Below are 25,288 nucleotides of genomic sequence, written 5' to 3' on the forward strand. Positions count from 1 at the left end.
GGGCATAGAACAAGAAAAGGGCTGCGATTGCAGCCCTTTTGCTATTTAAGCCTTTATAGAGTCAAGCGAGGGATTAGTGCTCTTTAGTGAGTCCCATTAGTGCTTGCTGTGTCTCTGTGATGTTTGCTTGCGCTGCTTCTGGCGTAAGAATACCGATCTGCTTTTTCGCTTCTTCTTCAGTAATCCCTAGGTGACAGCACAGTAAATCGATAGCCATTTGAGTGTTAGTACCTTCAACCATGATCGTTCCCTTTTTGTACATGGACTAGCCAATAAATCATCTGAAGTCACTGTAAACGGATTGTTATATCGACACCATACGACTTAGGTCTAATAGACCGTGATTAACTCAGCTATAATCTCGTAATCAAATGTTGCAATTTAATGCTTAACCTTGTTTTCTTAATCTAAGACTATATGTATAAGTAAGTATAAGTCTTCAAGGTTGGAATCTATTGCTGTCTGCCTTGTCTATAACAATAAGTTTTATAAAAACAGCTTTCATGCGGAGATAAGTAATGAAGCGAGTAATGTTGTTCCTTGCAACCAACCTAGCGGTTGTATTGGTACTAAGTGTTGTTCTTAATATTGTATACGCAGTCACAGGTATGCAACCCGGTAGCCTATCAGGCTTATTGGTGATGGCTGCGGTATTTGGTTTTGGCGGCTCATTCATTTCATTAATGATGTCGAAGAAAATGGCGCTACGCTCTGTAGGCGGCATGGTCATTGAAAGCCCACGTAATGAAACAGAACATTGGTTGATGGAGACGGTAAGCCGTCAAGCTCAACAAGTTGGTATTGGTATGCCAACAGTGGCGATCTACGATTCGCCAGACATCAACGCATTTGCTACAGGTGCTAAGCGTGACGATTCATTGGTAGCAGTATCAACAGGCCTGCTACATAACATGACACGTGACGAAGCTGAAGCGGTATTAGCGCACGAAGTTAGCCACATCGCAAACGGCGACATGGTGACAATGACCCTAATGCAAGGTGTCGTGAACACGTTCGTTATCTTCCTTTCTCGTTTCATCGCGAACATTGTTGCGTCGAATGATAACGAAGAAGAGGGTGGCAGCAACATGATGGTGTACTTCGGTGTGTCTATGGTGCTGGAATTGGTATTTGGTTTCTTGGCAAGCTTCATTACGATGTGGTACAGCCGTCATCGTGAATTCCATGCCGATGCAGGTGCTGCGCACTTGGTAGGTAAAGAGAAGATGATTGCAGCGCTAGAGCGTCTAAAAGTGAGCCACGAGCCACAACTAGAAGGTTCTATGATGGCGTTTGGTATCAACGGTAAGAAGTCTCTAACTGAGCTATTAATGAGCCACCCACCGCTAGACAAGCGTATTGCGTCTCTACGTAACATGTAATGTCTAATACGATTAGCCATCGCTAATCGACAAGGTAAATCTAAAGGCTTCCTTCGGGAGGCCTTTTTTGATCTTGGCGTTTAAGATAACAAGTGTTGAGACATGAGGTGCAGTTGTCGCTAGGTGAATAATGAATGAGTAAGGGACGAGTAGATCAATTGAAGAAGGCTTGGTGTTCTATGTTGACGATTCTTTTGGCGATAGATTTAGTTCCGCGCAATAAAAAGGCTTCCACATGGGAAGCCTTGATCTATTCTGCGATTCGAAATTCGAATATTACAGCTTGTCAGTCAGCTCGATTGCTTGACCGATGTAGTTTGCTGGAGTCATCTCTTTCAGACGAACTTTCTCGTCTTCAGGAATCTCTAGACCGTCGATGAATGCACGCATGCCTTCGCCGTCTACACGCTTACCACGAGTTAGCTCTTTAAGCTTCTCGTATGGCTTCTCGATGCCGTAACGACGCATTACTGTTTGTACTGGTTCTGCTAGTACTTCCCAGTTCTTGTCTAGTTCAGCAAGTAGCGCTTCACGGTTAACTTCTAGCTTGCTAATACCTTTCAGAGTTGAAGTGTATGCAATGATTGCGTAGCCAACACCAACACCTAGGTTACGAAGAACCGTAGAGTCTGTTAGGTCACGTTGCCAGCGAGAAACTGGAAGCTTTTGTGCAAGGTGGCTAAATACTGCGTTAGCTAGGCCAAGGTTGCCTTCAGAGTTTTCGAAGTCAATTGGGTTTACTTTATGCGGCATTGTAGAAGAACCGATTTCGCCAGCAATAGTCTTCTGCTTGAAGTGACCAAGAGCGATGTAGCCCCAAACGTCACGGTCGAAGTCTAGAAGAATTGTATTGAAACGAGCAACAGCGTCGAATAGCTCAGCGATGTAATCGTGAGGTTCGATTTGAGTTGTGTACGGGTTCCAAGTTACGCCAAGAGATTCAGTGATGAACTCTTCGCTGAATTGGTGCCATTCAACTTCAGGGTATGCAGAAAGGTGAGCGTTGTAGTTACCTACAGCGCCGTTGATTTTCGCTAGAATCTCAACGCTTTCGATTTGCTTGAATTGACGTTCCATACGGTACGCAACGTTCGCCATCTCTTTACCCATAGTCGAAGGAGAAGCTGGCTGACCGTGTGTACGAGAAAGAAGAGGAATATCACGGTACTCGTTCGCAAGTGCTTTGATAGCATCGATTACGTTACGAATTTCTGGAAGAATCACTGTGTCACGAGCTTCTTTAAGCATAAGCGCGTGAGAGGTGTTGTTGATGTCTTCAGAAGTACATGCAAAGTGAATGAATTCGTTAACTGCGTGAAGCTCAGGAACGCCCGCAACTTTCTCTTTCAAGAAGTACTCAACCGCTTTTACGTCGTGGTTTGTCGTGCGCTCGATCTCTTTGATACGCAGAGCGTCTTCTTCGCTGAAGTTAGCGGCTAGTTCATCAAGAAACTGGTTAGCTTCTGCACTGAACGCTGGTACTTCTTTGATTGCATCAGTTGCTGCAAGCTTTTGTAACCAACGAATTTCAACGATAGAGCGGTACTTTAGTAGTCCAAACTCACTAAAGATGCTGCGTAATGCAATAGTCTTACTTCCGTAACGGCCGTCTACTGGTGAAACAGCAGTCAATGCTGACAGTTCCATGGTGTTCTCCTGAATTGAGTTTTCTAAATTTTGAGAGGTTTATACCAGTAACAATCTCAATTGTCACGCACATTGCGCAATCGTTTGCGTGAGAGTTGTGTTGGTACAAAAAACAAGCTCGCGACGAGGCGCGAGCTAATAAATTACATTCGAGCTAGCAGGATTTGAGCCTGCTCGATCATCTTCTTGCGACCGAAGATAAGGTGGCGACGTTTGCCGCCAACTTGACGCCATAACACAGCGCTTCGAATCCCTGATAGAAGCAGTGCGCGAACCTTATGTTGGCTCGATGTCTGTTGAAGTACAGACGGTGTACCAGAAACCTGAATGCGTGGGCCGATAGGGCTGACAACATCAAGGTAGATGCTCGCAAGGTTGCTGATCATTTGCTCGTCAAACAGATCAAAGTGTTCAGTTTGGCGCTCTGCAGTTTGAATGCGATCACCAAGCTGAGACATAGAATCGTTGCGAGAAGATAGCTTACGCTCAAGCGCCATCAAGCTGATGATGTAACGCGTGATATCGCTACCTGCTGGAGTACTATCGATACCTTTTACTAAGCACTCAAGGCCAAGCTTTAGGTTCGCTTCACGTCCAAATACGCCCACGGTATTCGCAGGGTTGGTATTTAAAATGGCACTGAGTGAAGCTTCGAAGGCATCTTTATCACAATGGCCGTCTTTCGCTACTTGTTGAACCAAAGCCACAGCTTGGCAAATTCCGGCGAAAGCAATCGTACGGTCATAAAGTGTATTAGCCACGTAGTAACTCCTAGTTGTCTTCTATCGTTTATCGTTTGATTGATTAGATGCGCTTTTCGATGATACCACCACCAAGACATACTTCGCCTTGGTAGAACACTGCAGATTGACCTGGGGTCACGGCAATTTGTGGCTCATCAAAAATAACCTTAATGTTCTCATCATCAATTGGGATGATTGTACAAGGAATATCTGTTTGACGGTAACGTGTTTTTACCGTGCATGTCATAACTTCAGTAATTGGTGTGCGATTTACCCAATGAAGTTGAGATGCGATCAAACCTTCTGATTTCAGAAGAGGGTGGTCTTTACCTTGTACTGCGATAAGTACATTACGCTTAAGGTCTTTTTCACCAACAAACCATGGTTCTTCATTACCGCCGCCGCCTTTGGTGCCGCCGATATGTAGGCCTTTACGTTGACCTAGTGTGTGGTACATCAAGCCTTGGTGTTGACCAATTACTTGGCCTTCTGGCGTTTCGATGTTACCTGGTTGTGCTGGTAGGTATTTGCCTAGGAATTCAGTGAATTTTCGCTCACCGATAAAGCAGATACCTGTAGAGTCTTTTTTCTTCGCAGTGATCAAGTCTTGCTCTTCAGCAATGCGTCGCACTTCAGGCTTCTCTAGTTCACCAACAGGGAATAGGCTGCGTGCTACTTGATCTGAGCTTAGCGTGTATAGGAAATAGCTCTGGTCTTTGTTGCTGTCTAGGCCACGTAGCATTTCTGGTTTAACGCCAGCATTTAGCTCTTCTTGAGTGGGGAAAGTACGACGAACGTAGTGACCCATCGCGATGTAATCTGCGTCTAGTACTTCATCAGCAAACTCTAAGAATGCTTTGAATTTGATTTCTTTGTTACAAAGGATATCTGGGTTAGGCGTACGGCCTGCTTTGTACTCTTCAAGGAAGTATTCGAATACGTTGTCCCAGTATTCTGCAGCAAAGTTGATAGTGTGAAGGTGGATACCCAGTTTGTCACATACCGCTTGAGCATCAGCAAGGTCTTCAGCTGCCGTGCAGTATTCTTCATTATCGTCTTCTTCCCAGTTTTTCATGAAAAGGCCTTCTACCTGATAGCCTTGTTGCTGAAGAAGATACGCCGATACTGACGAATCTACACCGCCGGACATACCGACAATTACTTTCTTTTCGCTGTTTCCAGAGCTGATATCTGACATGTCTAAACACCGTTACTATTACTTGGTCGCAGATTCTAACAGAAAGAGAAACGCCGTGACAGATCCGAGACCGGAATCACAGTTTCATTTGCACAAATAGTGCGCTGACTTTGTTAGAGAATCGCATGAGAGCGAGGTGAGTCGCTAGGATGTCAGAAGTATATGTGGCATAGTCGCTCGAAATCCAAGACCTGAGATAAAAAAATGTCTGAACAAAATGAATTTATGCAAGAAGAAGAGCTGATTGAGATTATCGAGAACCAGCTTGAAGATGGCGAACCAGTGAAAGTGAAAGAGACGTTGATGCGTTTAATGATGACTGGTACTCCTCGTGAAGAGGCAATTGCGGCTATGGCATGTGCATTGGCAATTGAAGTATTTGACGTTATGAAAAACGGCGCGGAGTTTAATCAGAAACGTTACGCCGAGCATTTGGGCATGCTGCCTGATTTAAGCTTTATGGAAGGCGAATAAAAAAAACCTTCAGCAAACGTTTGCTATAGTTTGAAAGATTGCCGCGTTAAATATAGCGCGGTAGAATCCGCCACCTATTTCCCCTTGACTTAGACTAGCCCTATGAAATTCCCTGGACAACGTAAATCAAAGCACTACTTTCCGGTTCACGCTCGTGATCCTCTAGTGAGCCAAGCTCAAAGCAGTAAAAGAATGTCACGCACTCATATTATCGGTATTGACCAAACATTGGTGGATATTGAAGCAAAGGTGAGTTCTGAACTTATTGAGAAGTATGGTTTGAGCAAGGGACATTCACTGGTTATTGGTGACGCAGCCGCTGAATCTTTATATCAAGAATTAAAAGAACAGTGCCTGATTACCAATGAATACGCTGGTGGCACAATTGGCAACACATTACACAACTATTCAGTGCTAGCGGATGACCGTTCTACTCTACTGGGTGTCATGAGCCAAGATATTAAGATTGGTAGCTACGGTTACCGTTATTTATGTAATACATCAAGCAGAATGGATCTGAACCATTTACAAGGGGTAGATGGCGCAATCGGTCGCTGTTTTGCATTAATTACAGAAGACGGTGAACGTACTTTCGCAATTAGCGAAGGACAAATGAACCAATTAAAACCAGAAAGCATTCCTGAAAAAATCTTCAAAAGTGCTTCTGCTTTAGTTTTAACGGCTTATTTAGTTCGTTGTAAACCAGGTGACCCTATGCCTGAAGCAACAATGAAAGCGATCGAGTACGCGAAGAAATACGATGTGCCAGTAGTTCTTACATTGGGTACTAAGTTCGTTATTCAAGATGATCCAGAATTCTGGAAAGATTTCCTTGAGCAACACGTAACGGTTGTTGCAATGAATGAAGACGAAGCTGAAGCATTAACGGGTGAAAGCGATCCACTGGCTGCATCAGATAAAGCGTTAGAGTGGGTAGACCTTGTTCTATGCACTGCGGGACCTGTTGGTCTATTTATGGCTGGCTATACGGAAGATGCAGCTAAGCGTGAAACGTCACTGCCTTTACTTCCTGGTTCAATTGCTGAATTCAACCGTTTTGAATTTAGCCGTCCTGCGCATAAAGAGTTATGTGAAAACCCAACTAAAGTGTATTCGCATATTGCGCCATACATGGGTGGTCCGGAAAAAATCAAAAATACGAATGGTGCAGGTGATGCTGCTTTATCGGCTTTATTACATGATATGGCTGCGAATAAGTACCACAAAGAAAACGTGCCAAACTCAAGTAAGCACCAACATTCATTTTTGACCTATTCTTCATTCTCACAAGTTTGTAAATATTCAAACCGTGCTAGCTATGAAGTGTTAGTTCAACACTCTCCACGTTTATCTCGTGGTCTTCCTGAAAGAGAAGATAGCCTAGAAGAAGCGTACTGGGAAAGATAAGACACTTTGTTTATCCGATGCGTATGAGTTTATCAAATGCGCATCTATGTTTATAAAGAACATTAAAGGGTAACAAAATATAAAAAAGGCTCCGAAAGGAGCCTTTTTTGTTTCTGAATATATTGAAGCCGTAAATAATACTTTGGTCGACTTAAATATTAATTCTATTGCTAAGTGTGTAATTGATTACCCACTCAGTAAACTGAACGCTTAACTTAGATAGCAAATTCTTCTAGAGATTTACCAGCATCTAGCTGTTCTTGGATAGCTGAAGGCGTACGGCCTTGACCTGTCCAAGTTTTCTCGTCGCCGTTCGCATCTACATATTTGTATTTCGCTGGGCGAGGAGCACGTTTAGCTTTTGTTGTTTTAGATTTTGCTTCACCAGAAAGTGCAGCAATAAGATCGGCAACATCAATTCCGTCTTTTGCAATTTGTTCAGCAATAGCAGAAAGTTTAGCTTCTTGTTCTGCTTTAGCCGCACGCTCTTCAGCTTCTGACTCTTGACGCTCTTGTACAACAATAGTTAGCTTGTCTAGCGCTTCTTCAAGTTGCTCAAGAGTTAATTCACGTGAGAACGCACGAAGGCTACGGATATTTAATAGAGTTTTTGTTAATTCAGACATGATATTTTCCATCAAGGTAAACTAAATAATCCTCCTAATAATAAACAGAGCCCAAGAATAAAACAAATAGTATTTCTTCTATTACATATTAAAATATAAAAGTGAGATGAATAGTTGAAAACTCAACGTTGTATTCCTATCGAATTTATAATAATTATTAAGATTCTCTTAAAAAATGATATGTGACTGGTGGAGTAGTTCACCAGAGTTGACTATTCTGTTATTGATTACTTCATTAACAAAAAGCTATTTTTCTCGGAATGATATGTTGCATTGTTGCTCTTCATGAGTACAATTGCGGCTACCTGATGCGAGGCTTTGGTTAATCTGTTGTTAAACTCTGGTTTACACGGTTAATAATGTTATCGCACGTAGAGGTGCAATTATAAAAAGTAACTTCCGTTGGGGTGATGCCAATGAGCGGGAATGAAAGGTGTAATTGCCGAAGTAAATTGTATATCTAAGCAATTTGCTGGGGTTGTGCTCAATAGGTACAACACTGCCATAGTCTTAATTTTAAACTATGGAGCGCTACTGTAGGGTTGGGTGAAGTGTTCACTTCCCTTTCGCTTAGTTCAACATGAACTTGGTCAGCCGTATCAAGTTTGTCTGCAGTAGATCTCTAGCCAAATAAAAAACTGGTTTTTGAAGATCATGAATTTAATAGATTTTGCAACATCGCCTTTATCACTGCTTCCTCCTTTGGTTGCATTGACTCTTGCTATTGTTACCCGACGTGTATTGGTTTCTTTGGGTGTCGGTATTGTTATGGGTGCGATTCTACTTGCTGATTACTCAGTAGGTAACGCAGCTAGCTACGTGTTTACTAAAGCATCGGGTGTTTTCATCGAAGATGGTGGCATCAACACTTGGAATATGAGCATCATTGCATTCCTAATTATTCTTGGAATGACAACTGCACTATTAACACTGTCTGGCGGTACTCGCGCATTTGCTGAATGGGCACAGTCTCGCGTTAAGAGCAAACGTGGTTCAAAACTACTTGCTGCTTTCTTAGGTGTATTCATCTTTGTTGATGACTACTTTAACAGCCTAGCGGTTGGTGCCATCTCTCGTCCTGTAACAGACCGTTTTTACGTATCTCGCGCTAAGCTTGCTTATATCCTAGATTCAACGGCTGCTCCTATGTGTGTGATCATGCCTGCTTCTAGCTGGGGTGCTTACATCATCACTATCATTGGTGGCATCTTAGTGACACACGGTGTGACAGAGTATTCTGCACTGGGTGCTTACGTTCGTCTTATCCCAATGAACTTCTACGCTGTATTCGCTCTGTTAATGGTGTTTGCCGTTGCATGGTTCGGCCTAGACGTTGGTAAAATGCGTGAGCATGAGATCGAAGCATCTCAAGGCCGTGGCTTTGAAGGCGACAACGATCAAAAGCAAGCGCATGATCTAAATGAAGAACTAGATATCGAAGAGAGCGAGAATGGTTCTGTTTCTGATCTGGTTATGCCAATCGTATCGCTAATCGTAGCGACCGTTGCCGCGATGCTTTACACAGGTGGGCAAGCGCTTACTGCTGACGGTCAAGCATTTAACCTTCTAGGTGCGTTTGAAAACACGGATGTAGGTAAGTCTCTTGTTTACGGTGGCATCATCGGTCTACTTGTGGCGCTAGCGACTGTATTTAAGCAAAAGCTGTCTATGGCAGACATCGCAAGAACAATGTGGATCGGTGCAAGCTCTATGTTTGGCGCTATCCTAATTCTTGTGTTCGCTTGGACTATCGGCTCTGTCATCGGCGACATGAAAACAGGTTCGTACCTATCATCTTTAGCAACGGGCAATATTGATTACCACTGGCTACCAGTTATCTTGTTCCTTCTTGCTGGTTTGATGGCTTTCTCGACAGGTACATCTTGGGGTACGTTCGGTATCATGCTACCTATTGCGGGTGACATGGCTGCAGCATCTGACATCACGCTAATTTTGCCGATGCTAAGTGCGGTTCTTGCGGGCTCTGTATTTGGTGACCACTGCTCTCCAATTTCAGACACAACGATTCTGTCTTCTACTGGTGCTCGTTGTAACCATATTGACCACGTATCGACTCAGCTTCCATACGCGCTGTCTGTGGCGTTCGTATCGTGCATTGGTTTCATTACCCTAGGTATGACATCTTCAATTGGCATCGCATTTGGCGCAGCGTCTCTAACGTTTGTCGCTGTATGTTTTGCATTGGCTTACTTCTCTCGCTGTAAAATGGCGACGTGCAAAAGCTAAAACTGAAAGCTAATCAGTAAACTATCAGGGAGGCGTTAGCCTCCCTTTTTTGTGCTTGTTAATTTAATTTTAAGTTTCGTGAAAAAAGTTCGAATAAATGGTTGAAAAAGGATCTCAGCTTAGTTAGTGTGGAGACAAGACAGCAAACAACTGAAGAGCTTATAAGTATGCGTAAATTAGTAATGAACATTCATCACCATCATCACCCTATCTAGTCTTTCGGGGAGATTTACGTATACCCGGGAGCAAGAATTCTCCCGGAGGTTAAGTCAAAGAATTTAGATTTAAACCCTCGGGATGACAAAGTCTTCCGAGGGTTTTTTAGTTTTAGCGCTTTTAAATAATCAATAAATTCAAATATTTGCACAGGGATACAGCAATGCAGACACAACGCCTAAGAATCGCAATTCAAAAGAAAGGTCGCTTAAGTAAAGAGTGCCAAGATCTACTTAAAAAATGTGGTGTTAAATTTAACATCATGGGTGAGCGCCTAGTTGTTCATTCATTAAATATGCCAATCGACTTGTTATTAGTTCGTGATGATGACATCCCAGGTCTTATCATGGATGGTGTGGTTGACCTTGGTTTTATCGGTGAAAATGAACTAGAAGAAGTTCGCCTAGACCGTGTTGCTCTAAAAGAGCCATCAGAGTTTCGCACACTACGTCGTTTAGATTTCGGTGGTTGCCGCCTTTCTATCGCAATCAACAAAGATGAAGTATACAACGGCCCACAAGATCTCGCGGGCAAACGTATTGCGACAACTTACCCACAACTACTAAAAGCCTACATGGATGAGCAGGGTGTTGAATTCAGCACTTGTATGCTAACAGGTTCGGTTGAAGTTGCCCCTCGTGCAGGTCTAGCAGACGCTATCGCAGATTTAGTTTCTACAGGTGCAACGCTAGAAGCAAACGGCCTAAAAGAAGCAGAAGCTATCTTCCAATCTAAAGCAACACTGATTCAACGTGTTGGTGAGTTCGACGCAGACAAAACCGCATTGATTGAAAAACTACTGACTCGTATGCAGGGTGTTCAACAAGCGAAAGAGTCGAAGTACATCATGCTTCACGCGCCAACATCTCAGCTAGAGCAAATCAAAGCACTATTACCCGGTGCTGAAGATCCGACTGTTCTTCCACTATCTACAGACAAAGACAAAGTTGCCGTTCACCTAGTAAGTACAGAGAACTTGTTCTGGGAAACAATGGAACAGCTGAAAGAGTTGGGTGCTAGCTCGATTCTAGTATTACCAATCGAAAAAATGATGGGGTAGTGACGATGAGAACCGTTGTTTGGCAATCTTTAAGTGAATCACAGCAAGACTCGGTATTAGAGCGTCCAGCTATTACTGAAGGTGCAAACATCACAGCGACTGTTTCTGATGTGATTGCAAAAGTACGAAATGAAGGCGATGCCGCGCTTAGAGAGCTGACTGCAAAGTTTGATGGTGTGACTCCAGAGTCTATCCGTGTCAGCTCGGGTGAGATCGAAGAGGCGTGTGCTCGTCTAACACCAGAGATGAAACAAGCGTTAGAGCAAGCTTATAGCAATATTGCTAAGTTTCACGAAGCTCAAAAGCCACAGCCAATTAAGGTTGAGACACAGCCTGGTGTTGTGTGTGAGCAAGTGACGCGCGCCATTAATACTGTTGGCCTTTATATTCCAGGTGGCAGTGCGCCACTTCCGTCAACGGTTCTTATGTTAGGTGTTCCAGCTCAAATCGCAGGTTGTCGTAAGGTTGTGCTTTGTTCACCTCCGCCAATCGCTGATGAAATCTTGTATGTCGCCAAGCTTTGTAAGATCGACGAGGTATACAACGTTGGTGGTGGTCAAGCGGTGGCTGCAATGGCTTACGGTACCGAGAGCGTGGCTAAGGTCGACAAGATCTTCGGCCCGGGTAATGCCTATGTAACGGAAGCGAAACGTCAAGTAAGCAATGACTTCCGCGGCGCAGCGATTGACATGCCTGCGGGCCCGTCTGAAGTGTTAGTGATTGCCGATGAAACTGCAGATGCAGACTTTATTGCTGCGGATTTGTTGAGCCAAGCGGAGCACGGTCCTGATTCTCAGGTTGTACTGGTAACACCATCTCCAGTGGTTGCAGACCAAGTAACAGAAGCGGTTCAGAAGCAACTGAAAGAACTGTCTCGTGCGAACATCGCTCAGCAAGCATTGGCTTCAAGCCTAATCATCATTGCTGAATCTATCACTCAAGCGATTGCGATTTCGAACTTCTACGGTCCTGAGCACTTGATTGTTCAAACTAAGAATCCACGTGAATTGCTGCCATTACTCGATAATGCAGGCTCAATTTTCCTTGGTGACTGGTCTCCAGAATCTGCAGGTGACTACGCATCAGGCACAAACCACGTTCTTCCGACTTACGGCTATACCAAGACTTATTCGAGTCTAGGTTTGGCTGATTTCTCTAAGCGAATGACGGTTCAAGAGCTAACGGCTGATGGTTTGAAAGGCCTAGCGCCAACAGTAGTAACAATGGCGGAAGCCGAAGGCTTGGATGCACACAAACGCGCTGTGACCATTCGAATTGAAAAGTTAAATAAAGCAAAATAAGGGTAGGGCATGGAAAAGTTAGCAAGAAAACAAGTTCAGGCTCTGACACCTTACTTGTCTGCAAGACGCATTGGTGGGAGCGGAGATGTATGGTTGAACGCCAATGAATCTCCGTTTGATAATGAGTACAACCTGAACTTGTCTCGTCTTAACCGCTACAGCGAGTGTCAGCCAAAAGAGCTGATTGACGCTTACGCCCAATACGCTGGTGTGAAATCAGAGCAAACACTGACAACGCGTGGTGCTGACGAAGGCATTGAATTACTGATTCGTGCTTTCTGTGAGCCGAACGAAGACGCTATTCTTTACTGCCCACCCACTTACGGTATGTACGCAATCAGTGCAGAGACGATTGGTGTTGAGCGTAAAGTTGTGCCTCTGACTTCTGAATGGCAATTGGATCTTCCAGCGATTGAAGCTCAACTCGACAACGTAAAAGTGGTCTTTGTTTGTAGTCCAAATAACCCAACCGGTAATTTGGTTGATCGTAAAGACATCATCAAGCTGCTTGAAATGACACAAGACAAAGCGATTGTGGTGATGGATGAAGCGTATATCGATTTTTGTCCAGAAGCGTCAACCGTTGATTTGCTTGAGCAATATCCAAACCTAGCGATCCTGCGCACCTTGTCGAAGGCTTTTGCTTTAGCGGGTTTACGTTGTGGTTTTACGCTAGCGAATAAAGAGCTTATCGATGTGCTGTTGAAAGTGATTGCTCCTTATCCTGTGCCAATCCCTGTTGCTGACATAGCCGTTCAAGCACTTTCAGAACAAGGACTAGCGCGAGCTAAGTTCCAAGTTCTGGATTTAAGTGCTAACCGAGCGTATTTGCAAGCGGGTCTATTAAGCATGCCTCAAGTGACGGTATTTGATGGTTGGGGTAACTACTTACTGGTTAAATTCCCGAACGGCGATGAGTTGTTTAAAGCGGCTTGGGATACGGGCATCATCTTGCGTAATTCACCAATTGAAGACTGTGTTCGTATTAGTATTGGTAACCGCGAAGAGTGCGAAAAGACACTTGGATTCATTCGTAACTTTTATCAGTAACGAAAGGCTTACCAGTAATAACATTTGCCAGTTTGAGTTGATTAATTGCAGGCTGGCAAGTGAAACCAATATTTTGGGTTAGCGTTTGATTTTAGCTAGGCCACCAGATTTAAAATTAAAAGGAAGTTCAAGTGAGTAAACAACAGAAAATACTTTTTATAGACCGTGACGGCACCTTAATTGTTGAGCCGCCAGTTGACTTTCAAGTAGACCGTTTAGACAAGCTAAAATTCGAACCGCTAGTGATTCCTAGCCTACTTGCACTGCAAGATGCTGGTTACCGCTTGGTGATGGTAACGAATCAAGATGGTCTAGGCACAGATAGCTACCCACAAGAAGAGTTCGATGCTCCGCACAATATGATGATGGAGTTCTTTGAATCTCAGGGTGTTAAGTTTGATGAAGTCCTTATTTGCCCTCACTTTGACGAAGACAATTGCTCTTGCCGCAAGCCTAAACTGGGTATGGTTAAAGAGTATCTACAAGGCGGTAAAGTCGACTTCCAACACTCTGTTGTGATTGGCGATCGAATGACGGATCTTCAACTGGCTGAAAACATGGCTATCCGCGGTATCCAATATGGCCCAGATGCGGAAACTGAAGGCACGCTTAACTGGCCACAAATCGTTAAAGATCTGACGGTTAATGCGCGTATTGCCGAGGTAGTTCGTACTACTAAAGAAACAGATATCAAGGTGGCAGTAAACCTTGATGAAACTGGTGGCAACAAGATCGATACAGGCATGGGCTTTTTCGACCACATGCTTGACCAAATCGCGACACACGGTGGCTTCCAAATGAACCTGACTGTGAAGGGCGACCTGCACATTGATGATCACCACACAGTAGAAGATACCGCTCTGGCTTTAGGCCAAGCATTGAAAGATGCACTAGGTGACAAGCGTGGTATCGGCCGTTTTGGTTTTAGCCTGCCAATGGACGAGTGTTTGGCTCAGTGTGCGCTAGACCTTTCTGGTCGTCCATACCTGAAATTCGATGCTAAGTTCAGCCGTGAGCAAGTGGGTGATTTTTCAACCGAGATGGTGGTTCACTTCTTCCGATCTCTAACCGACACACTAGCTTGTACGCTACACCTTTCTTCTAATGGTAATAATGATCACCACATCATTGAGAGCCTGTTTAAAGCGTTTGGTCGTACTCTTCGCCAAGCAATCAAAGTTGAAGGTAATGAGTTACCAAGCAGCAAAGGCGTCTTGTAAGGCTAACGTTAGCAAGGAAAAACAATGAAAGATCAAAAAGTCGTCATTATTGATACTGGGTGTGCCAACGTTTCTTCGGTGAAATTTGCCATTGAACGTTTGGGTTACGCAGTTGAGATTTCAAAAGAACCAGAAGTCGTCCTTGCCGCCGACAAGCTTTTCCTACCGGGTGTAGGCACAGCAAGTGAGGCAATGAAGAACCTACAAGAGCGCGACCTTGTTAGCCTTGTGAAGCAAGTAGAGAAGCCTCTGCTAGGTATCTGTTTAGGTATGCAACTGTTAGGCAAACTGTCTCAAGAGAAAGGCCAAAAGGCTGACGAGTTAGTTGAATGCTTAGGTTTGTGTGATGGTGAAGTTCGTTTACTTGAAACGGGCGACTTGCCATTACCACACATGGGTTGGAACACTGTAACGGCAACACCGAATCACCCTTTGTTTAAAGACATTGAAGAAGGCGAGTACTTCTATTTCGTTCACAGCTTCGCAATGCCAGTGGGTGACTACACAATCGCACAATGTGATTACGGTAATCCGTTCACTGCAGCGGTGCAAAGTGGCAATTATTATGGTGTTCAGTTCCACCCGGAGCGTTCGTCAAAAGCTGGCTCTAAGCTGATTCAGAACTTCTTGGAATTGTAATAAGGATTAGGCAGCGGCTAACGTTGCCATATAAGGAATGTAAATGATTATTCCCGCGTTAGATTTAATTGAAGGCCAAGTAGTTCGCTTATTCCAAGGTGATTACGGGCAAGTAACAGAATACAAAGTAGACCCAGCAGAGCAGTTTAACCTGTACCACCAAGCTGGTGCTGGTTGGCTTCACCTCGTTGACTTAACGGGTGCAAAAGACACAACGGCTCGTCAGTTAAACTTGATTGCTAAGCTACTGGCTAGCACGCCTGCCAATATCCAGATTGGTGGTGGCGTGCGTAACGAACAAGATGTCGTTGATCTGCTAGAAGCGGGTGCACAGCGTGTTGTGGTTGGTTCTACAGCAGTAAAACAACCTGAGTTGGTGAAAGGCTGGATGGAGAAATACGGCGCGGAAAAAATCGTGCTTGCTCTGGACATCAACATTGACGAAAGCGGTACACGTAAAGTCGCGATTTCAGGTTGGCAAGAAGATTCAGGCGTGACCATTGAAGCGCTAATTGAAGACTACCTCACGGTTGGCCTTAAACACGTTCTGTGTACCGATATTTCACGTGACGGTACGCTAGAAGGATCAAACGTAGAGCTCTATGTTGATCTTTGTAAGCAGTACCCACAAGTGCAATTCCAATCATCGGGCGGCATTGGCAGCCTAGCAGACATCGAAGCTCTAAAAGGTAGCGGTGTGGCTGGTGTGATTGTGGGTCGCGCGCTACTTGATGGCAAGTTTACCGCAGAGGAGGCATTTGCATGTTGGCAAAGCGAATAATCCCTTGTTTGGATGTCCGTGATGGACAAGTGGTTAAGGGCGTTCAGTTCCGTAACCATGAAATTATTGGTGACATCGTTCCGCTAGCACAACGCTATGCAGAAGAGGGCGCCGATGAGCTGGTATTTTATGACATCACCGCATCAAGTGACGGTCGCGTGGTTGATAAGAGCTGGGTAAAACGCGTAGCAGAAGTGATCGATATTCCTTTCTGTGTGGCTGGTGGTATTAAATCTGCAGAAGATGCAGCGCGCATTCTTGAGTTTGGTGCGGATAAAGTGTCTATTAACTCACCGGCATTGGCTAATCCACAACTGATCACTGACCTTGCTGATAAGTTTGGCGTGCAGTGTATCGTTGTCGGTATCGATTCATACTTCGATAAAGAAACCGGTAAATATCAGGTTTACCAATTCACTGGCGATGAGGCGCGTACTAAAGCAACCAAATGGGAAACCAAAGATTGGGTGCAGGAAGTACAGAAACGTGGCGCAGGTGAGATTGTGTTAAACATGATGAACCAAGATGGCGTTCGTAACGGCTATGACATCGATCAGCTAAACATGGTGCGTGAAGTGTGTAATGTGCCGTTGATTGCCTCTGGTGGCGCGGGTGCAATGGAACACTTTGCTGAAGCCTATAAGAAGACCAACGTGGATGGGGCGTTAGCAGCTTCGGTATTCCACAAGCAAGTCATCAATATTGGTGAACTTAAACAGTATTTAAAACAACAAGATGTAGAGGTGCGACTATGAGTTTTGAAACCGCAAGCTTATCAAAAACAGAAGTAGGCGCATTGTCAGAGCGTATTAACTGGGAAAAAGTAGATGGCTTAGTGCCAGCTATTGTTCAAGATTACCAATCGAGCCAAGTTTTAATGATGGGATACATGAACCCAGCAGCACTTGAGAAAACAGGTGAAACTGGCAATGTGACGTTTTTCTCTCGCACAAAAGAGCGCCTTTGGACGAAAGGTGAAACGTCAGGCAACGTATTGCAACTACAAAACATCGCCTTGGACTGTGACAGCGACACTTTACTGATTAAGGTTAATCCCATTGGCCCAACATGCCACACAGGTACAACAACGTGTTGGGATGGAGACAAGCAAGAAGAGTCTCAGATGGTGTGGCTTCATCAGCTTGAGCAGCTATTGGCTGCCCGCAAGGACGCAGACCCTGAGTCTTCTTATACTGCCAGCCTATATGCCCGTGGCACCAAGCGTATTTCGCAAAAAGTGGGCGAAGAAGGCGTTGAAGTCGCGCTTGCGGCGACGTCGGGCGATAAGGCGGAATTAGTGTGTGAATCAGCAGATTTGATTTACCACCTAATGGTTCTTCTTCAAGACCAAGGCTTATCGATGAACGATGTGGTGAACAAATTAAAAGAGCGCCATAAGTAAGCTCTCTTTGGATTAATCGAACCACGTAACAGATAGATAAAGCCCCGTAAGCGTTGTCGTTTACGGGGCTTTTTAGCGTTCAACTCCTGAGTATATATTTTCACTTTTAGGCTTCGTCATTCCGAGGAGCCTAAGCGACATCAGGAATCTCTTCTATTAATCTGACTTCCTAGATGTACGAGTTACCCGCAGCACTTTTTATATTTCTTACCACTGCCACAAATGCATGGGTCGTTGCGGCCGATCTTAAAGCTCTCAACGGTTTGGTTTAAGCGAGGGTCTATCTCTGGTTGTACAGCTTCTTCTTGTTCGTTTTCTTGATCGGGGAAGGTGCCATCAATGTAGTACCAAAGACCATCTTCACGAACGAAACGCGAGCGCTCTTGCATACAGTACTGCGCGCCGTCTTCATTGAAGTAAGCTTTAAATTCAACAAAGCCTTCGTCTTGGTGCGAGCCTGCCGCGGTATCGATGACTTCTAAACCTGCCCAGTCACTGTCGATAGATTCGGCAATGCCTTTTCTTTGTGCTTCTGCATTGCAGCTAGGGTGGTAAGTCGCAACAACATAGTCAACCAAACCCAGCACGTGTGCTGAATAACGAGAGCGCATTAATTGCTCTGGTGTTTCAACGGCACTGTGGTTAAGGTGCGCTGATTCACAGCACTGTTGGTAAGTATTGTTGCTACCGCATGGGCATAAAGACATAGTCAGGTCCTGTAAAAATGGCCTCTATTAAGAGGCCATAAATGAATACGTGGGAGTTTACCAAGAAACGATCGCTCACCAAAGCTTAGTTTCTATTGAAACTATTAAAGCTATAGTACGAAGTATGTTATTTCAGGGCTGGAGCCAATAGCTCTTGGGCCCAAGTTGTCGCTTCGTCATAAGCTTGACCAAGTTGAGCTTCACTCAGTTTGAGAAGCTGGCGAATACGAGTCGCTTCATCCCAACGAGCTTGTTCATAAGCAACGACCATTGCCAATACAGCACCTAACACGCCTTTACGTTGAATTAAGGCTTGTTTGATCTCTACGTCTATCGGCACTGAATCGAGTACTTGTTTCAATGGTTGGTCAAAGAGTGAGTCCAATAGAGAGAACATACCAGTCAAAAAGGCTTGTCCTGGCTCAACCTTAACATTCATCTTTTCGACTAAGAGTTCACACTGACGTGCGCGTATTACCGCTAAACCATAAAGAGAGTCGGGCTTATCTTCTTTCGCGGATGCGATAGCCACTAGTGAAACGAACTTACGTAGCTTCTGTTCACCTAGGTAAATAAGCGCTTGGCGGAATGAACGAATTGTCGTTGCTGATCCTCCTGCGGAGTTTACGTACGTAAGCAGCTTATACGACATGGTCACATCAAGCGTAATTAAACGCTCTACTTCACCAAAATCGATAGGGTCGTGTGCAATCTCTTTTAACAGTTGAACGGTAGTCAGAAATGCAGGATTGAGCGCACGGGTTTGGATCATCTCTGGTTTGCTAAAGAAGTAACCTTGAAAGTAGGTAAAGCCGGCTTTCTTCGCTTCTTGGTATTCTTCGTATGTCTCTACTTTTTCGGCAAGGAACGTGATATCTAGCCCTTTGAGAGAGTTCATAAACATCGCCGCTTTGGCAATTGGAGTCAAACGGATATCAAACTTGATAATCGAAACGAAGGGTAAGAAGCGTTTCCAAGCTTTACTTGGCACAAAATCGTCTAACGCGATCGTGTAACCCGCGTCATAGATTGTTTTGATTGCTTCAAGTAATTCGTCTGTTGGTTCGCAGTCTTCAAGAACCTCTACAACGAGGCTTTCTTTGGGGAACAGAGTAGGGACTAAGTTGATTAGGCTTGCGTAAGGGAAGTTTACGAACCCAAGCTTATCACCCAACGTATTATAGTGAGTTGATAAGAAGTGATCGGAAAGCAAACGGCTAGTAGCGAGCTCCGGCTCTACTTCAGGGAAAGTGTTCTTAGGACCGTCCCTGAATAGCAACTCGTAACCTATGGTTTTCTTGCCTGTATCGAGTATTGGTTGACGCGCTACGTATGAATATTTCAACTTGGTACTGTGTTCGGTTTATTTCTGGTAGAGAGATAATAGCTAATTCAGTAGAAATTACCATACACTTTCTAAGAAAGTCTGACCGACAATAATAATCAAACTGAAAGTTTAAGAGTGACGTTAAAAGCTATTGCTAAACGCTCGATTCTGTAGTTCAAAACTTTGCGGCGTGAACACCAGCACGGAACCTTGCGTATACCAATCGCCAAGTACGATACGGGTTTTAGTGCAATTATTGGCACTGAATGTGTGGATGTCTGGACGATGAGTATGACCGTGGATCATCAGAGCGACATTGTTTCGTTCCATCACATCTTCAACTTCTTGCTGTGTCACATCCATGATGTCGAGAGACTTGGTCTGCTTGTCATCTTTGATATCAGATTGAACCTTCGAAACAATTTTCTTCTTGATGAAAAATGGAATTCGATTGAATACCCATTGTAACCATGGCTGATGCACTTTTTCGCGAAAGGCGAGGTACTTTACATCTTCAGTACATAGCGTATCACCATGCAACACCACTGCTTTTTGCCCGTAGATATCGATTGTCGATACTTCGTCGAGAAGTTGAACGCCCGTTTGCTTGGCAAATTTTTTACCGACAAGGAAATCACGGTTCCCTTGAGTGAAGTAACAAGGTACGCCTGTTTTCACCAAATCGATAAACGCTTGGCGAATAGAAGTCGCGAACTCACTCTTGTCGTCGTCACCAATCCAGAATTCGAAAAGGTCGCCTAGCACGTATAGTGCATCTGCTTCGATGGCTTCCTTCCTCATAAAGGTTAAGAAGCAGTCTGTGATGTCTTGTCGTGACGGAGCAAGGTGCAAGTCTGATATAAAATATGTTTTCATAGGTCTAAAAAAAGGGAGCGATTCGCTCCCTATATCCTGATTTTATCGGCTCATCAATACTAACCGAAAGCGATGAATTAAGCTTCGATTGTAGTACCAGTGATGATCACTTCTTCTAGAGGTACGTCTTGGTGCATACCCATAGAACCAGTGCTAACACCTTTAATCTTGTTTACGATGTCCATGCCTTCAACAACTTCTGCGAATACACAGTAACCCCAACCGTCTAGGCTTTCGCTACGGAAGTTTAGGAAAGAGTTGTCGTTAACGTTGATGAAGAACTGAGAGCTCGCTGAATGCGGTTCCATAGTACGAGCCATTGCTAGCGTACCAACTTTGTTCGCAAGACCGTTGTTTGCTTCGTTCTTGATCGTTGCACGAGTCGCTTTTTCTTTAAGGCCAGAAGTCATGCCGCCGCCTTGAATCATGAAACCATCGATAACACGGTGGAATAGTGTGTTGTCGTAGAAACCGTCACGGCAATACTGTAGAAAGTTTGCGCTTGTTTCTGGTGCTTTTTCTTCATTAAGTTGAACTTTGATGTCACCAAAATTTGTGTGAAGGATGATCATGATTGTTACCTTACTGTCTTTTTAATATGAAAAGCGATTCTAGCCTAGTTTGATTGAGTTTCAAAATACGAAATCGTCAATAGATAACAAGGAGTTTAGCCGATTTGGTGGTGAAAGGTATTACCTATTAAGGTATGACTTGTTATACTGCGAGCTTATTTTTGATTAATCCATAAAATAGATAGAGATCATGCTGAAGATATATAACACGCTCACAAGACAGAAAGAGGAATTCAAACCAATTACAGCTGGCAAAGTCGGTATGTATGTCTGTGGGGTAACCATATACGATCTCTGTCATATTGGTCATGGTCGTACGTTCGTTTCTTTCGACGTAGTAACTCGCTACCTTCGTTACCTTGGCTACGATTTGAACTTCGTTCGTAACATCACAGATATCGATGATAAAATCATCAAACGCGCTAACGAAAACGGTGAGTCTTGTGACTCTCTGACTGAGCGTTTAATCGGTGAAATGCACGCAGACTTTGATGCATTGAACATGAAACGTCCTGACGTTGAGCCTCGTGCTACAGAATACATCACTGAAATCATCGAGCTTGTTGAAAAGCTGATTGAACGTGGTTTCGCTTACGTTGCAAGCAACGGCGACGTGATGTTCGAAGTAAAGAAATTCGACGAATACGGCAAGCTTTCTAAGCAAGACCTTGATCAGCTTCAAGCGGGTGCTCGAGTTGATATTGAATCTGCAAAACGTAGCCCATTAGACTTCGTTCTTTGGAAGATGTCTAAGCCTGGTGAACCTACATGGGAATCGCCATGGGGTCCGGGTCGTCCAGGTTGGCACATCGAATGTTCAGCAATGAATTCATCTATTCTTGGTAACCACTTTGATATCCACGGTGGTGGTTCAGATCTACAGTTCCCTCACCACGAGAACGAAATCGCACAGTCTTGCTGCGCTCACGGCACTCAGTATGTAAATACTTGGATGCACAGCGGTATGGTGATGGTAGACAAAGAGAAGATGTCTAAGTCACTTGGTAACTTCTTCACTATTCGTGATGTGCTAGCACATTACGATGCTGAAACGGTACGTTACTTCCTTATGTCTGGTCACTACCGTAGCCAGCTAAATTACAGCGAAGATAACCTAAACCAAGCTCGCGCATCACTAGAGCGTCTATACACGTCACTTCGTGGCCTAGACCTTACAGCAGCTCCTGCTGGTGGCGAAGAGTACGTGACTCGATTCTCTACAGCGATGAACGACGATTTCAACACGCCTGAAGCTTATTCAGTACTGTTTGAAATGGCTCGTGAAATCAACCGTATCAAGCCTGAAAGCATCGAAAAAGCGAGTGGACTTGGTGCATTGATGCGTGAACTAGCAGACATCATCGGTATTCTTCACCAAGAGCCAGAAGCCTTCCTACAAGGTGATGCGGCAGGTAATGACGATGAAGTGGCTGAAATCGAAGCGTTGATCAAACTGCGTAACGACTCTCGTGCTTCAAAGGATTGGGCAAACGCCGATCTTGCACGTGACAAGCTAAACGAGTTGGGTATTGTTCTGGAAGATGGCCCAGAAGGTACGACTTGGCGTCGTAAGTAAATCTTATAAAAAGGGCTGATTTTCAGCCCTTTTTTCTAGCACGAATTCTCTATTTTCACCTTTCTATCTTCAACTTTTAATTAACAGGAATATTTCTGTGGCTCAGATGTATTTTTATTACTCGGCAATGAATGCGGGTAAATCAACAACGCTTCTTCAATCTTCATTCAACTACCAAGAACGTGGCATGACGCCAGTGATCTTTACGGCAGCGTTGGACGACCGTTATGGTATCGGTAAAGTGAGCTCACGAATTGGTCTGCAATCTGAAGCTCAGCTGTTTAAAAATGACACCAACATGTTTGATGCGATCAAAAAGCTTAATGAGGAAGAAAAGCGTCATTGTGTTTTGATCGATGAGTGCCAATTTTTATCGAAGGAGCAGGTGTACCAATTAACAGAAGTGGTTGATAAACTGCACATCCCTGTACTTTGTTACGGCTTACGTACCGATTTCTTGGGTGAACTGTTTGAAGGTAGCCGTTACTTACTGTCTTGGGCAGATAAACTTGTTGAGCTTAAAACAATTTGTCACTGTGGCCGTAAAGCGAACATGGTAATCCGTACCGATGAGCACGGTGTCGCGATTGCTGAAGGCGACCAAGTGGCTATTGGTGGTAACGACAAATACGTTTCTGTTTGCCGCCTGCACTACAAAGAAGCGTTAGGTAAATAAGTCGATTTATAGTTCAGCTAGCTAAAACGAAAAACGGTGACCAAGTGTCACCGTTTTTGTTTATTGAGCCAGTGCTGTTTCTTTATTCCAATCAGAGCTTTTGATTTATTCGAATCCGAGCTTCTTCAACGCTTGATAAGCGTGATCAACGTCGTCGGGTATTGGCATTTCAATCTGAAACCCTTTATCTGGATAGGATTTGATTCGTTCATAATCAGAAATTAATGCACCTAACACCATGTCTAACGGCAACTCTTCGTTAAAGTAATCAACCCAATCCTGCCATTTTGAAGTCACCGTGACTTCTGTCGTTTCTTCAGGCCACTGTTTGCTAAAGGTAGCGTAGGTTCGTTTCTCCATAAACGGCTTTTGCACTAAGGTCATCCTCTTTGGTGATAGGCCTCGCTCACTAAGCAACTCGTATGTGAAACGGACATTTTCTCCAGTATTAGACGCTTGTTTTTCAATGACAATATCTAAATCTGGCACGCCACAGTCTCGCGCTATCGCGGCAAAGGTTTCTGCTTCTGAACGTTCAAAATTGCCTTCAGTGAAGCGTCCAACACCACCGGAAAAAACGATGTATGGGGCGATTTTTTTGTGATAAAGCTCGGCCGCATATTCCGCGACTCTTGTATCGTTGCTGCACAACACAAAAATACAGTCTGAAGGCTCGACCGCATGACCCATAGACATGAAATTCCAAAGCGTATCGATCGAACGGTGCAGCTTATTTGATGGTTGTTTAGTCATGAAGAGCGTCCAATGTGGATTCAAACTTAAACGAATAACCTAAGTCGAGAATCTTTTTTGAAGAGATCAGTTTGTCTGGGGTATCAACAACAGCGGGTAGAGGCTCACTGCTGTTGGCGCTTTTCAGTGCTGCGGCATAAAATTCCGCCTTACTTACTGTGTTTGGTGTTGTCACGTTAACCACTTCGTTGTGCAGTTGACTGATAGCGAAATCGACAGCGTCAATCGCGTCGTCAAGGTGCAGCATATTGGCTGGAGCTTGGGTGCTGACTTGTTTTAACTTGCTTGCAAAGCGTGATGGGTGACGGCTTGGGCCTATTAACCCACTAAAACGAAGAATGGTGTAGTCGATACCTGAATCAATCACTGACTGTTCAGCTTGCAGCATGATTCGCGCGTTATCGGAAAATAAAGACGCGTGCTCGTTATCTGAGGTTGAAAGGGCTAGCGATGCATCCAGTTCGTTCAACACACCCGGCTTGGTTGGGTATACCGTGGTTGAACTGACCATAATGAGCTTTTTAATGTTGGCCTTTTGGCATGCGTTGGTGAGCTGCTGCCAGTAGTCGGCATACTCTTGTCCGGCTCCTTTTCTAAAGCCAGGGGGGAAGCTACCAATTACAATCTCAGTGTTGTTTTCGAGTAACAGTGAATAGAGTCGCCCGATAGTCTGTTCTGGCTCGGATGAGTCAAAACTAAACACTTCACATGGGATTCGTTCGTTACCAATGGTGCTTGCTCCCGCTTGGGTCGTTTTCGTGACCACCACTCGGTTACCATGTTTTTCTAAATGTTCAGATAAAGGTGCACCTACCCATCCTGCACCGACAATAAATATAGAAGCCATCTGTACCTCACAACGACAAGCTATGGATTTACAATAAGCCTAACAAACCTTTGGCCAAAAATGAAAAAACTCCACGGCCGAAGCGAGTGGAGTTTTTGCTAGTACAATAGAGCTTTATTTAAGTACGCGAAGCAGCTTGTCTGCACGCTCTGCCATCTCAATACCTTCATCTGTTAGGTAACCGCCGTCTGGCTGAGTACAAAGGTTTTTTTCGAATAGGCGCTTAACAGCGTCTTGAGTTTCTTGAGCAGCCTCTTGATGAACTTTAATTCCAGTAGCAGCACTACTTACATCAAATTGAAGAAGGAGGTTTAAATCAGCAATATGTTCAGCGTTGTACTTCATAATTAACCTATATATTCATAACGTTCTCTACCTTCACCTTAGTGCGCATTCTCGGCTCAGGCAATAGCAAATAAAGAGAATTGATAAGTGATACCAAATTGATTGATTAATCATCGAGTGATGAGTTTATTTTGTTTATATTGGGTGATTTGCACCCACTTAAATCATCAGTGATGTTTATTGCTAAGTGGTTGTAATATATTGTGACTAGAAATA

26 protein-coding genes, 1 riboswitch and 1 other annotated feature are annotated in these 25,288 nt (G+C 44.2%); of the genes, 14 read left to right on the forward strand and 12 right to left on the reverse strand.

The features are described 5' to 3' along the window. Positions 1 to 73: 73 nt before the first annotated feature. Entirely contained in the window at positions 74 to 241 is a 168-nt protein-coding gene (locus FTW16_RS24560) for a hypothetical protein (RefSeq protein WP_186728084.1), read from the reverse strand. 277 nt (positions 242 to 518) lie between these two features. On the opposite strand from FTW16_RS24560, the gene htpX reads away from it, so the two are divergent. Next, complete coding sequence (htpX, locus tag FTW16_RS16400) at positions 519 to 1,382, forward strand: protease HtpX (RefSeq protein WP_146491850.1); 864 nt, start codon at positions 519 to 521, stop codon at positions 1,380 to 1,382. A gap of 276 nt (positions 1,383 to 1,658) precedes the next feature. On the opposite strand, the gene purB is transcribed toward htpX, so the two are convergent. The 3 genes from purB to mnmA form a co-directional block, all read right to left on the reverse strand. Continuing rightward, positions 1,659 to 3,029 (reverse strand): adenylosuccinate lyase, encoded by a 1,371-nt coding sequence (gene purB / locus FTW16_RS16405; protein WP_050634687.1) that lies wholly within the window; start codon positions 3,027 to 3,029, stop codon positions 1,659 to 1,661. Positions 3,030 to 3,172: 143 nt separating this feature from the next. Then, a complete protein-coding gene (hflD, locus tag FTW16_RS16410) occupies positions 3,173 to 3,790 on the reverse strand; it encodes a high frequency lysogenization protein HflD (protein WP_146491851.1) in 618 nt (205 codons plus the stop codon). A gap of 43 nt (positions 3,791 to 3,833) precedes the next feature. After that, positions 3,834 to 4,970: a tRNA 2-thiouridine(34) synthase MnmA gene (gene mnmA, locus FTW16_RS16415; RefSeq protein WP_146491852.1), complete on the reverse strand. Its 1,137-nt coding sequence runs from the start codon at positions 4,968 to 4,970 to the stop codon at positions 3,834 to 3,836. A 204-nt stretch (positions 4,971 to 5,174) separates the two neighbouring features. Here mnmA and FTW16_RS16420 point away from each other — a divergent pair, with 204 nt between their 5' ends. Next, the gene (locus FTW16_RS16420) at positions 5,175 to 5,444 is read left to right on the forward strand and encodes a hypothetical protein (RefSeq protein WP_010439986.1); all 270 of its coding nucleotides are present in this window, start codon (positions 5,175 to 5,177) and stop codon (positions 5,442 to 5,444) included. 102 nt (positions 5,445 to 5,546) lie between these two features. Beyond that, positions 5,547 to 6,851, forward strand: coding sequence for an inosine/guanosine kinase (locus FTW16_RS16425; RefSeq protein WP_146491853.1), 1,305 nt, complete (start codon positions 5,547 to 5,549; stop codon positions 6,849 to 6,851). A 215-nt stretch (positions 6,852 to 7,066) separates the two neighbouring features. On the opposite strand, the gene FTW16_RS16430 is transcribed toward FTW16_RS16425, so the two are convergent. Then, positions 7,067 to 7,477 (reverse strand): H-NS family nucleoid-associated regulatory protein, encoded by a 411-nt coding sequence (locus FTW16_RS16430; protein ID WP_017060262.1) that lies wholly within the window; start codon positions 7,475 to 7,477, stop codon positions 7,067 to 7,069. Positions 7,478 to 7,841: 364 nt separating this feature from the next. Continuing rightward, a riboswitch (Lysine riboswitch) is annotated at positions 7,842 to 8,019 on the forward strand. A gap of 112 nt (positions 8,020 to 8,131) precedes the next feature. Between FTW16_RS16430 and FTW16_RS16435 the strand changes: the two genes are divergently transcribed. The 9 genes from FTW16_RS16435 to hisIE all read left to right on the forward strand — a co-directional run bounded on the left by FTW16_RS16435 (position 8,132) and on the right by hisIE (position 17,393). Continuing rightward, on the forward strand, positions 8,132 to 9,724 hold the full coding sequence (locus FTW16_RS16435; protein ID WP_146491854.1) for a Na+/H+ antiporter NhaC family protein: 1,593 nt from the start codon (positions 8,132 to 8,134) through the stop codon (positions 9,722 to 9,724). 190 nt (positions 9,725 to 9,914) lie between these two features. Then, positions 9,915 to 10,050, forward strand: a sequence feature (His leader region). A gap of 53 nt (positions 10,051 to 10,103) precedes the next feature. Then, complete coding sequence (gene hisG, locus FTW16_RS16440) at positions 10,104 to 11,000, forward strand: ATP phosphoribosyltransferase (protein WP_048617711.1); 897 nt, start codon at positions 10,104 to 10,106, stop codon at positions 10,998 to 11,000. Continuing rightward, positions 11,000 to 12,301 (forward strand): histidinol dehydrogenase, encoded by a 1,302-nt coding sequence (gene hisD / locus FTW16_RS16445; RefSeq protein WP_146491855.1) that lies wholly within the window; start codon positions 11,000 to 11,002, stop codon positions 12,299 to 12,301. Before hisG ends, hisD begins: the two co-directional genes overlap by 1 nt. Before the next feature lie 9 nt (positions 12,302 to 12,310). Next, positions 12,311 to 13,351: a histidinol-phosphate transaminase gene (hisC, locus tag FTW16_RS16450; RefSeq protein WP_146491856.1), complete on the forward strand. Its 1,041-nt coding sequence runs from the start codon at positions 12,311 to 12,313 to the stop codon at positions 13,349 to 13,351. Positions 13,352 to 13,482: 131 nt separating this feature from the next. Further along, positions 13,483 to 14,571 carry a bifunctional histidinol-phosphatase/imidazoleglycerol-phosphate dehydratase HisB gene (hisB, locus tag FTW16_RS16455; protein ID WP_146491857.1) on the forward strand — a complete coding sequence of 363 codons (1,089 nt, stop codon included), beginning with the start codon at positions 13,483 to 13,485 and terminating at the stop codon, positions 14,569 to 14,571. Positions 14,572 to 14,595: 24 nt separating this feature from the next. Beyond that, positions 14,596 to 15,210: an imidazole glycerol phosphate synthase subunit HisH gene (gene hisH / locus FTW16_RS16460; RefSeq protein ID WP_008223538.1), complete on the forward strand. Its 615-nt coding sequence runs from the start codon at positions 14,596 to 14,598 to the stop codon at positions 15,208 to 15,210. A 43-nt stretch (positions 15,211 to 15,253) separates the two neighbouring features. Next, a complete protein-coding gene (gene hisA / locus FTW16_RS16465; protein ID WP_146491858.1) occupies positions 15,254 to 15,991 on the forward strand; it encodes a 1-(5-phosphoribosyl)-5-[(5-phosphoribosylamino)methylideneamino]imidazole-4-carboxamide isomerase in 738 nt (245 codons plus the stop codon). Next, positions 15,973 to 16,746: an imidazole glycerol phosphate synthase subunit HisF gene (gene hisF / locus FTW16_RS16470; protein ID WP_017060270.1), complete on the forward strand. Its 774-nt coding sequence runs from the start codon at positions 15,973 to 15,975 to the stop codon at positions 16,744 to 16,746. Before hisA ends, hisF begins: the two co-directional genes overlap by 19 nt. Further along, positions 16,743 to 17,393, forward strand: coding sequence for a bifunctional phosphoribosyl-AMP cyclohydrolase/phosphoribosyl-ATP diphosphatase HisIE (gene hisIE / locus FTW16_RS16475; protein WP_146491859.1), 651 nt, complete (start codon positions 16,743 to 16,745; stop codon positions 17,391 to 17,393). The genes hisF and hisIE overlap by 4 nt, the downstream gene beginning before the upstream one ends. A 182-nt stretch (positions 17,394 to 17,575) precedes the next feature. Here the strand turns inward: hisIE and FTW16_RS16480 are convergent, their stop codons facing one another. From FTW16_RS16480 to FTW16_RS16495, 4 genes are all read right to left on the reverse strand, one after another. Then, entirely contained in the window at positions 17,576 to 18,100 is a 525-nt protein-coding gene (locus FTW16_RS16480) for a YchJ family protein (protein ID WP_146491860.1), read from the reverse strand. Between the two features lie 127 nt (positions 18,101 to 18,227). Beyond that, positions 18,228 to 19,445, reverse strand: a complete 1,218-nt coding sequence (locus FTW16_RS16485; RefSeq protein WP_061018955.1) for an EAL and HDOD domain-containing protein — start codon at positions 19,443 to 19,445, stop codon at positions 18,228 to 18,230. A gap of 123 nt (positions 19,446 to 19,568) precedes the next feature. Further along, positions 19,569 to 20,303 carry a UDP-2,3-diacylglucosamine diphosphatase gene (gene lpxH / locus FTW16_RS16490; protein WP_146491861.1) on the reverse strand — a complete coding sequence of 245 codons (735 nt, stop codon included), beginning with the start codon at positions 20,301 to 20,303 and terminating at the stop codon, positions 19,569 to 19,571. A 77-nt stretch (positions 20,304 to 20,380) separates the two neighbouring features. Beyond that, complete coding sequence (locus tag FTW16_RS16495; protein WP_017060275.1) at positions 20,381 to 20,875, reverse strand: peptidylprolyl isomerase; 495 nt, start codon at positions 20,873 to 20,875, stop codon at positions 20,381 to 20,383. 190 nt (positions 20,876 to 21,065) lie between these two features. Here FTW16_RS16495 and cysS point away from each other — a divergent pair, with 190 nt between their 5' ends. Both cysS and FTW16_RS16505 read left to right on the forward strand, forming a co-directional pair. Beyond that, positions 21,066 to 22,451 carry a cysteine--tRNA ligase gene (gene cysS / locus FTW16_RS16500; protein WP_019824320.1) on the forward strand — a complete coding sequence of 462 codons (1,386 nt, stop codon included), beginning with the start codon at positions 21,066 to 21,068 and terminating at the stop codon, positions 22,449 to 22,451. Positions 22,452 to 22,548: 97 nt separating this feature from the next. Further along, a complete protein-coding gene (locus tag FTW16_RS16505; RefSeq protein WP_017060277.1) occupies positions 22,549 to 23,127 on the forward strand; it encodes a thymidine kinase in 579 nt (192 codons plus the stop codon). A gap of 105 nt (positions 23,128 to 23,232) precedes the next feature. On the opposite strand, the gene FTW16_RS16510 is transcribed toward FTW16_RS16505, so the two are convergent. From FTW16_RS16510 to FTW16_RS16520, 3 genes are all read right to left on the reverse strand, one after another. Next, the gene (locus FTW16_RS16510; RefSeq protein ID WP_146491862.1) at positions 23,233 to 23,880 is read right to left on the reverse strand and encodes a YdcF family protein; all 648 of its coding nucleotides are present in this window, start codon (positions 23,878 to 23,880) and stop codon (positions 23,233 to 23,235) included. Then, positions 23,873 to 24,727 carry an NAD(P)H-binding protein gene (locus tag FTW16_RS16515; RefSeq protein ID WP_146491863.1) on the reverse strand — a complete coding sequence of 285 codons (855 nt, stop codon included), beginning with the start codon at positions 24,725 to 24,727 and terminating at the stop codon, positions 23,873 to 23,875. Before FTW16_RS16515 ends, FTW16_RS16510 begins: the two co-directional genes overlap by 8 nt. Positions 24,728 to 24,841: 114 nt before the next feature. Further along, positions 24,842 to 25,072 (reverse strand): TIGR02647 family protein, encoded by a 231-nt coding sequence (locus FTW16_RS16520; protein WP_017630468.1) that lies wholly within the window; start codon positions 25,070 to 25,072, stop codon positions 24,842 to 24,844. Between the last annotated feature and the right edge of the window lie 216 nt (positions 25,073 to 25,288).

Source organism: Vibrio sp. T20 (assembly GCF_007858795.1).
Lineage (GTDB): Bacteria > Pseudomonadota > Gammaproteobacteria > Enterobacterales > Vibrionaceae > Vibrio > Vibrio satsumensis.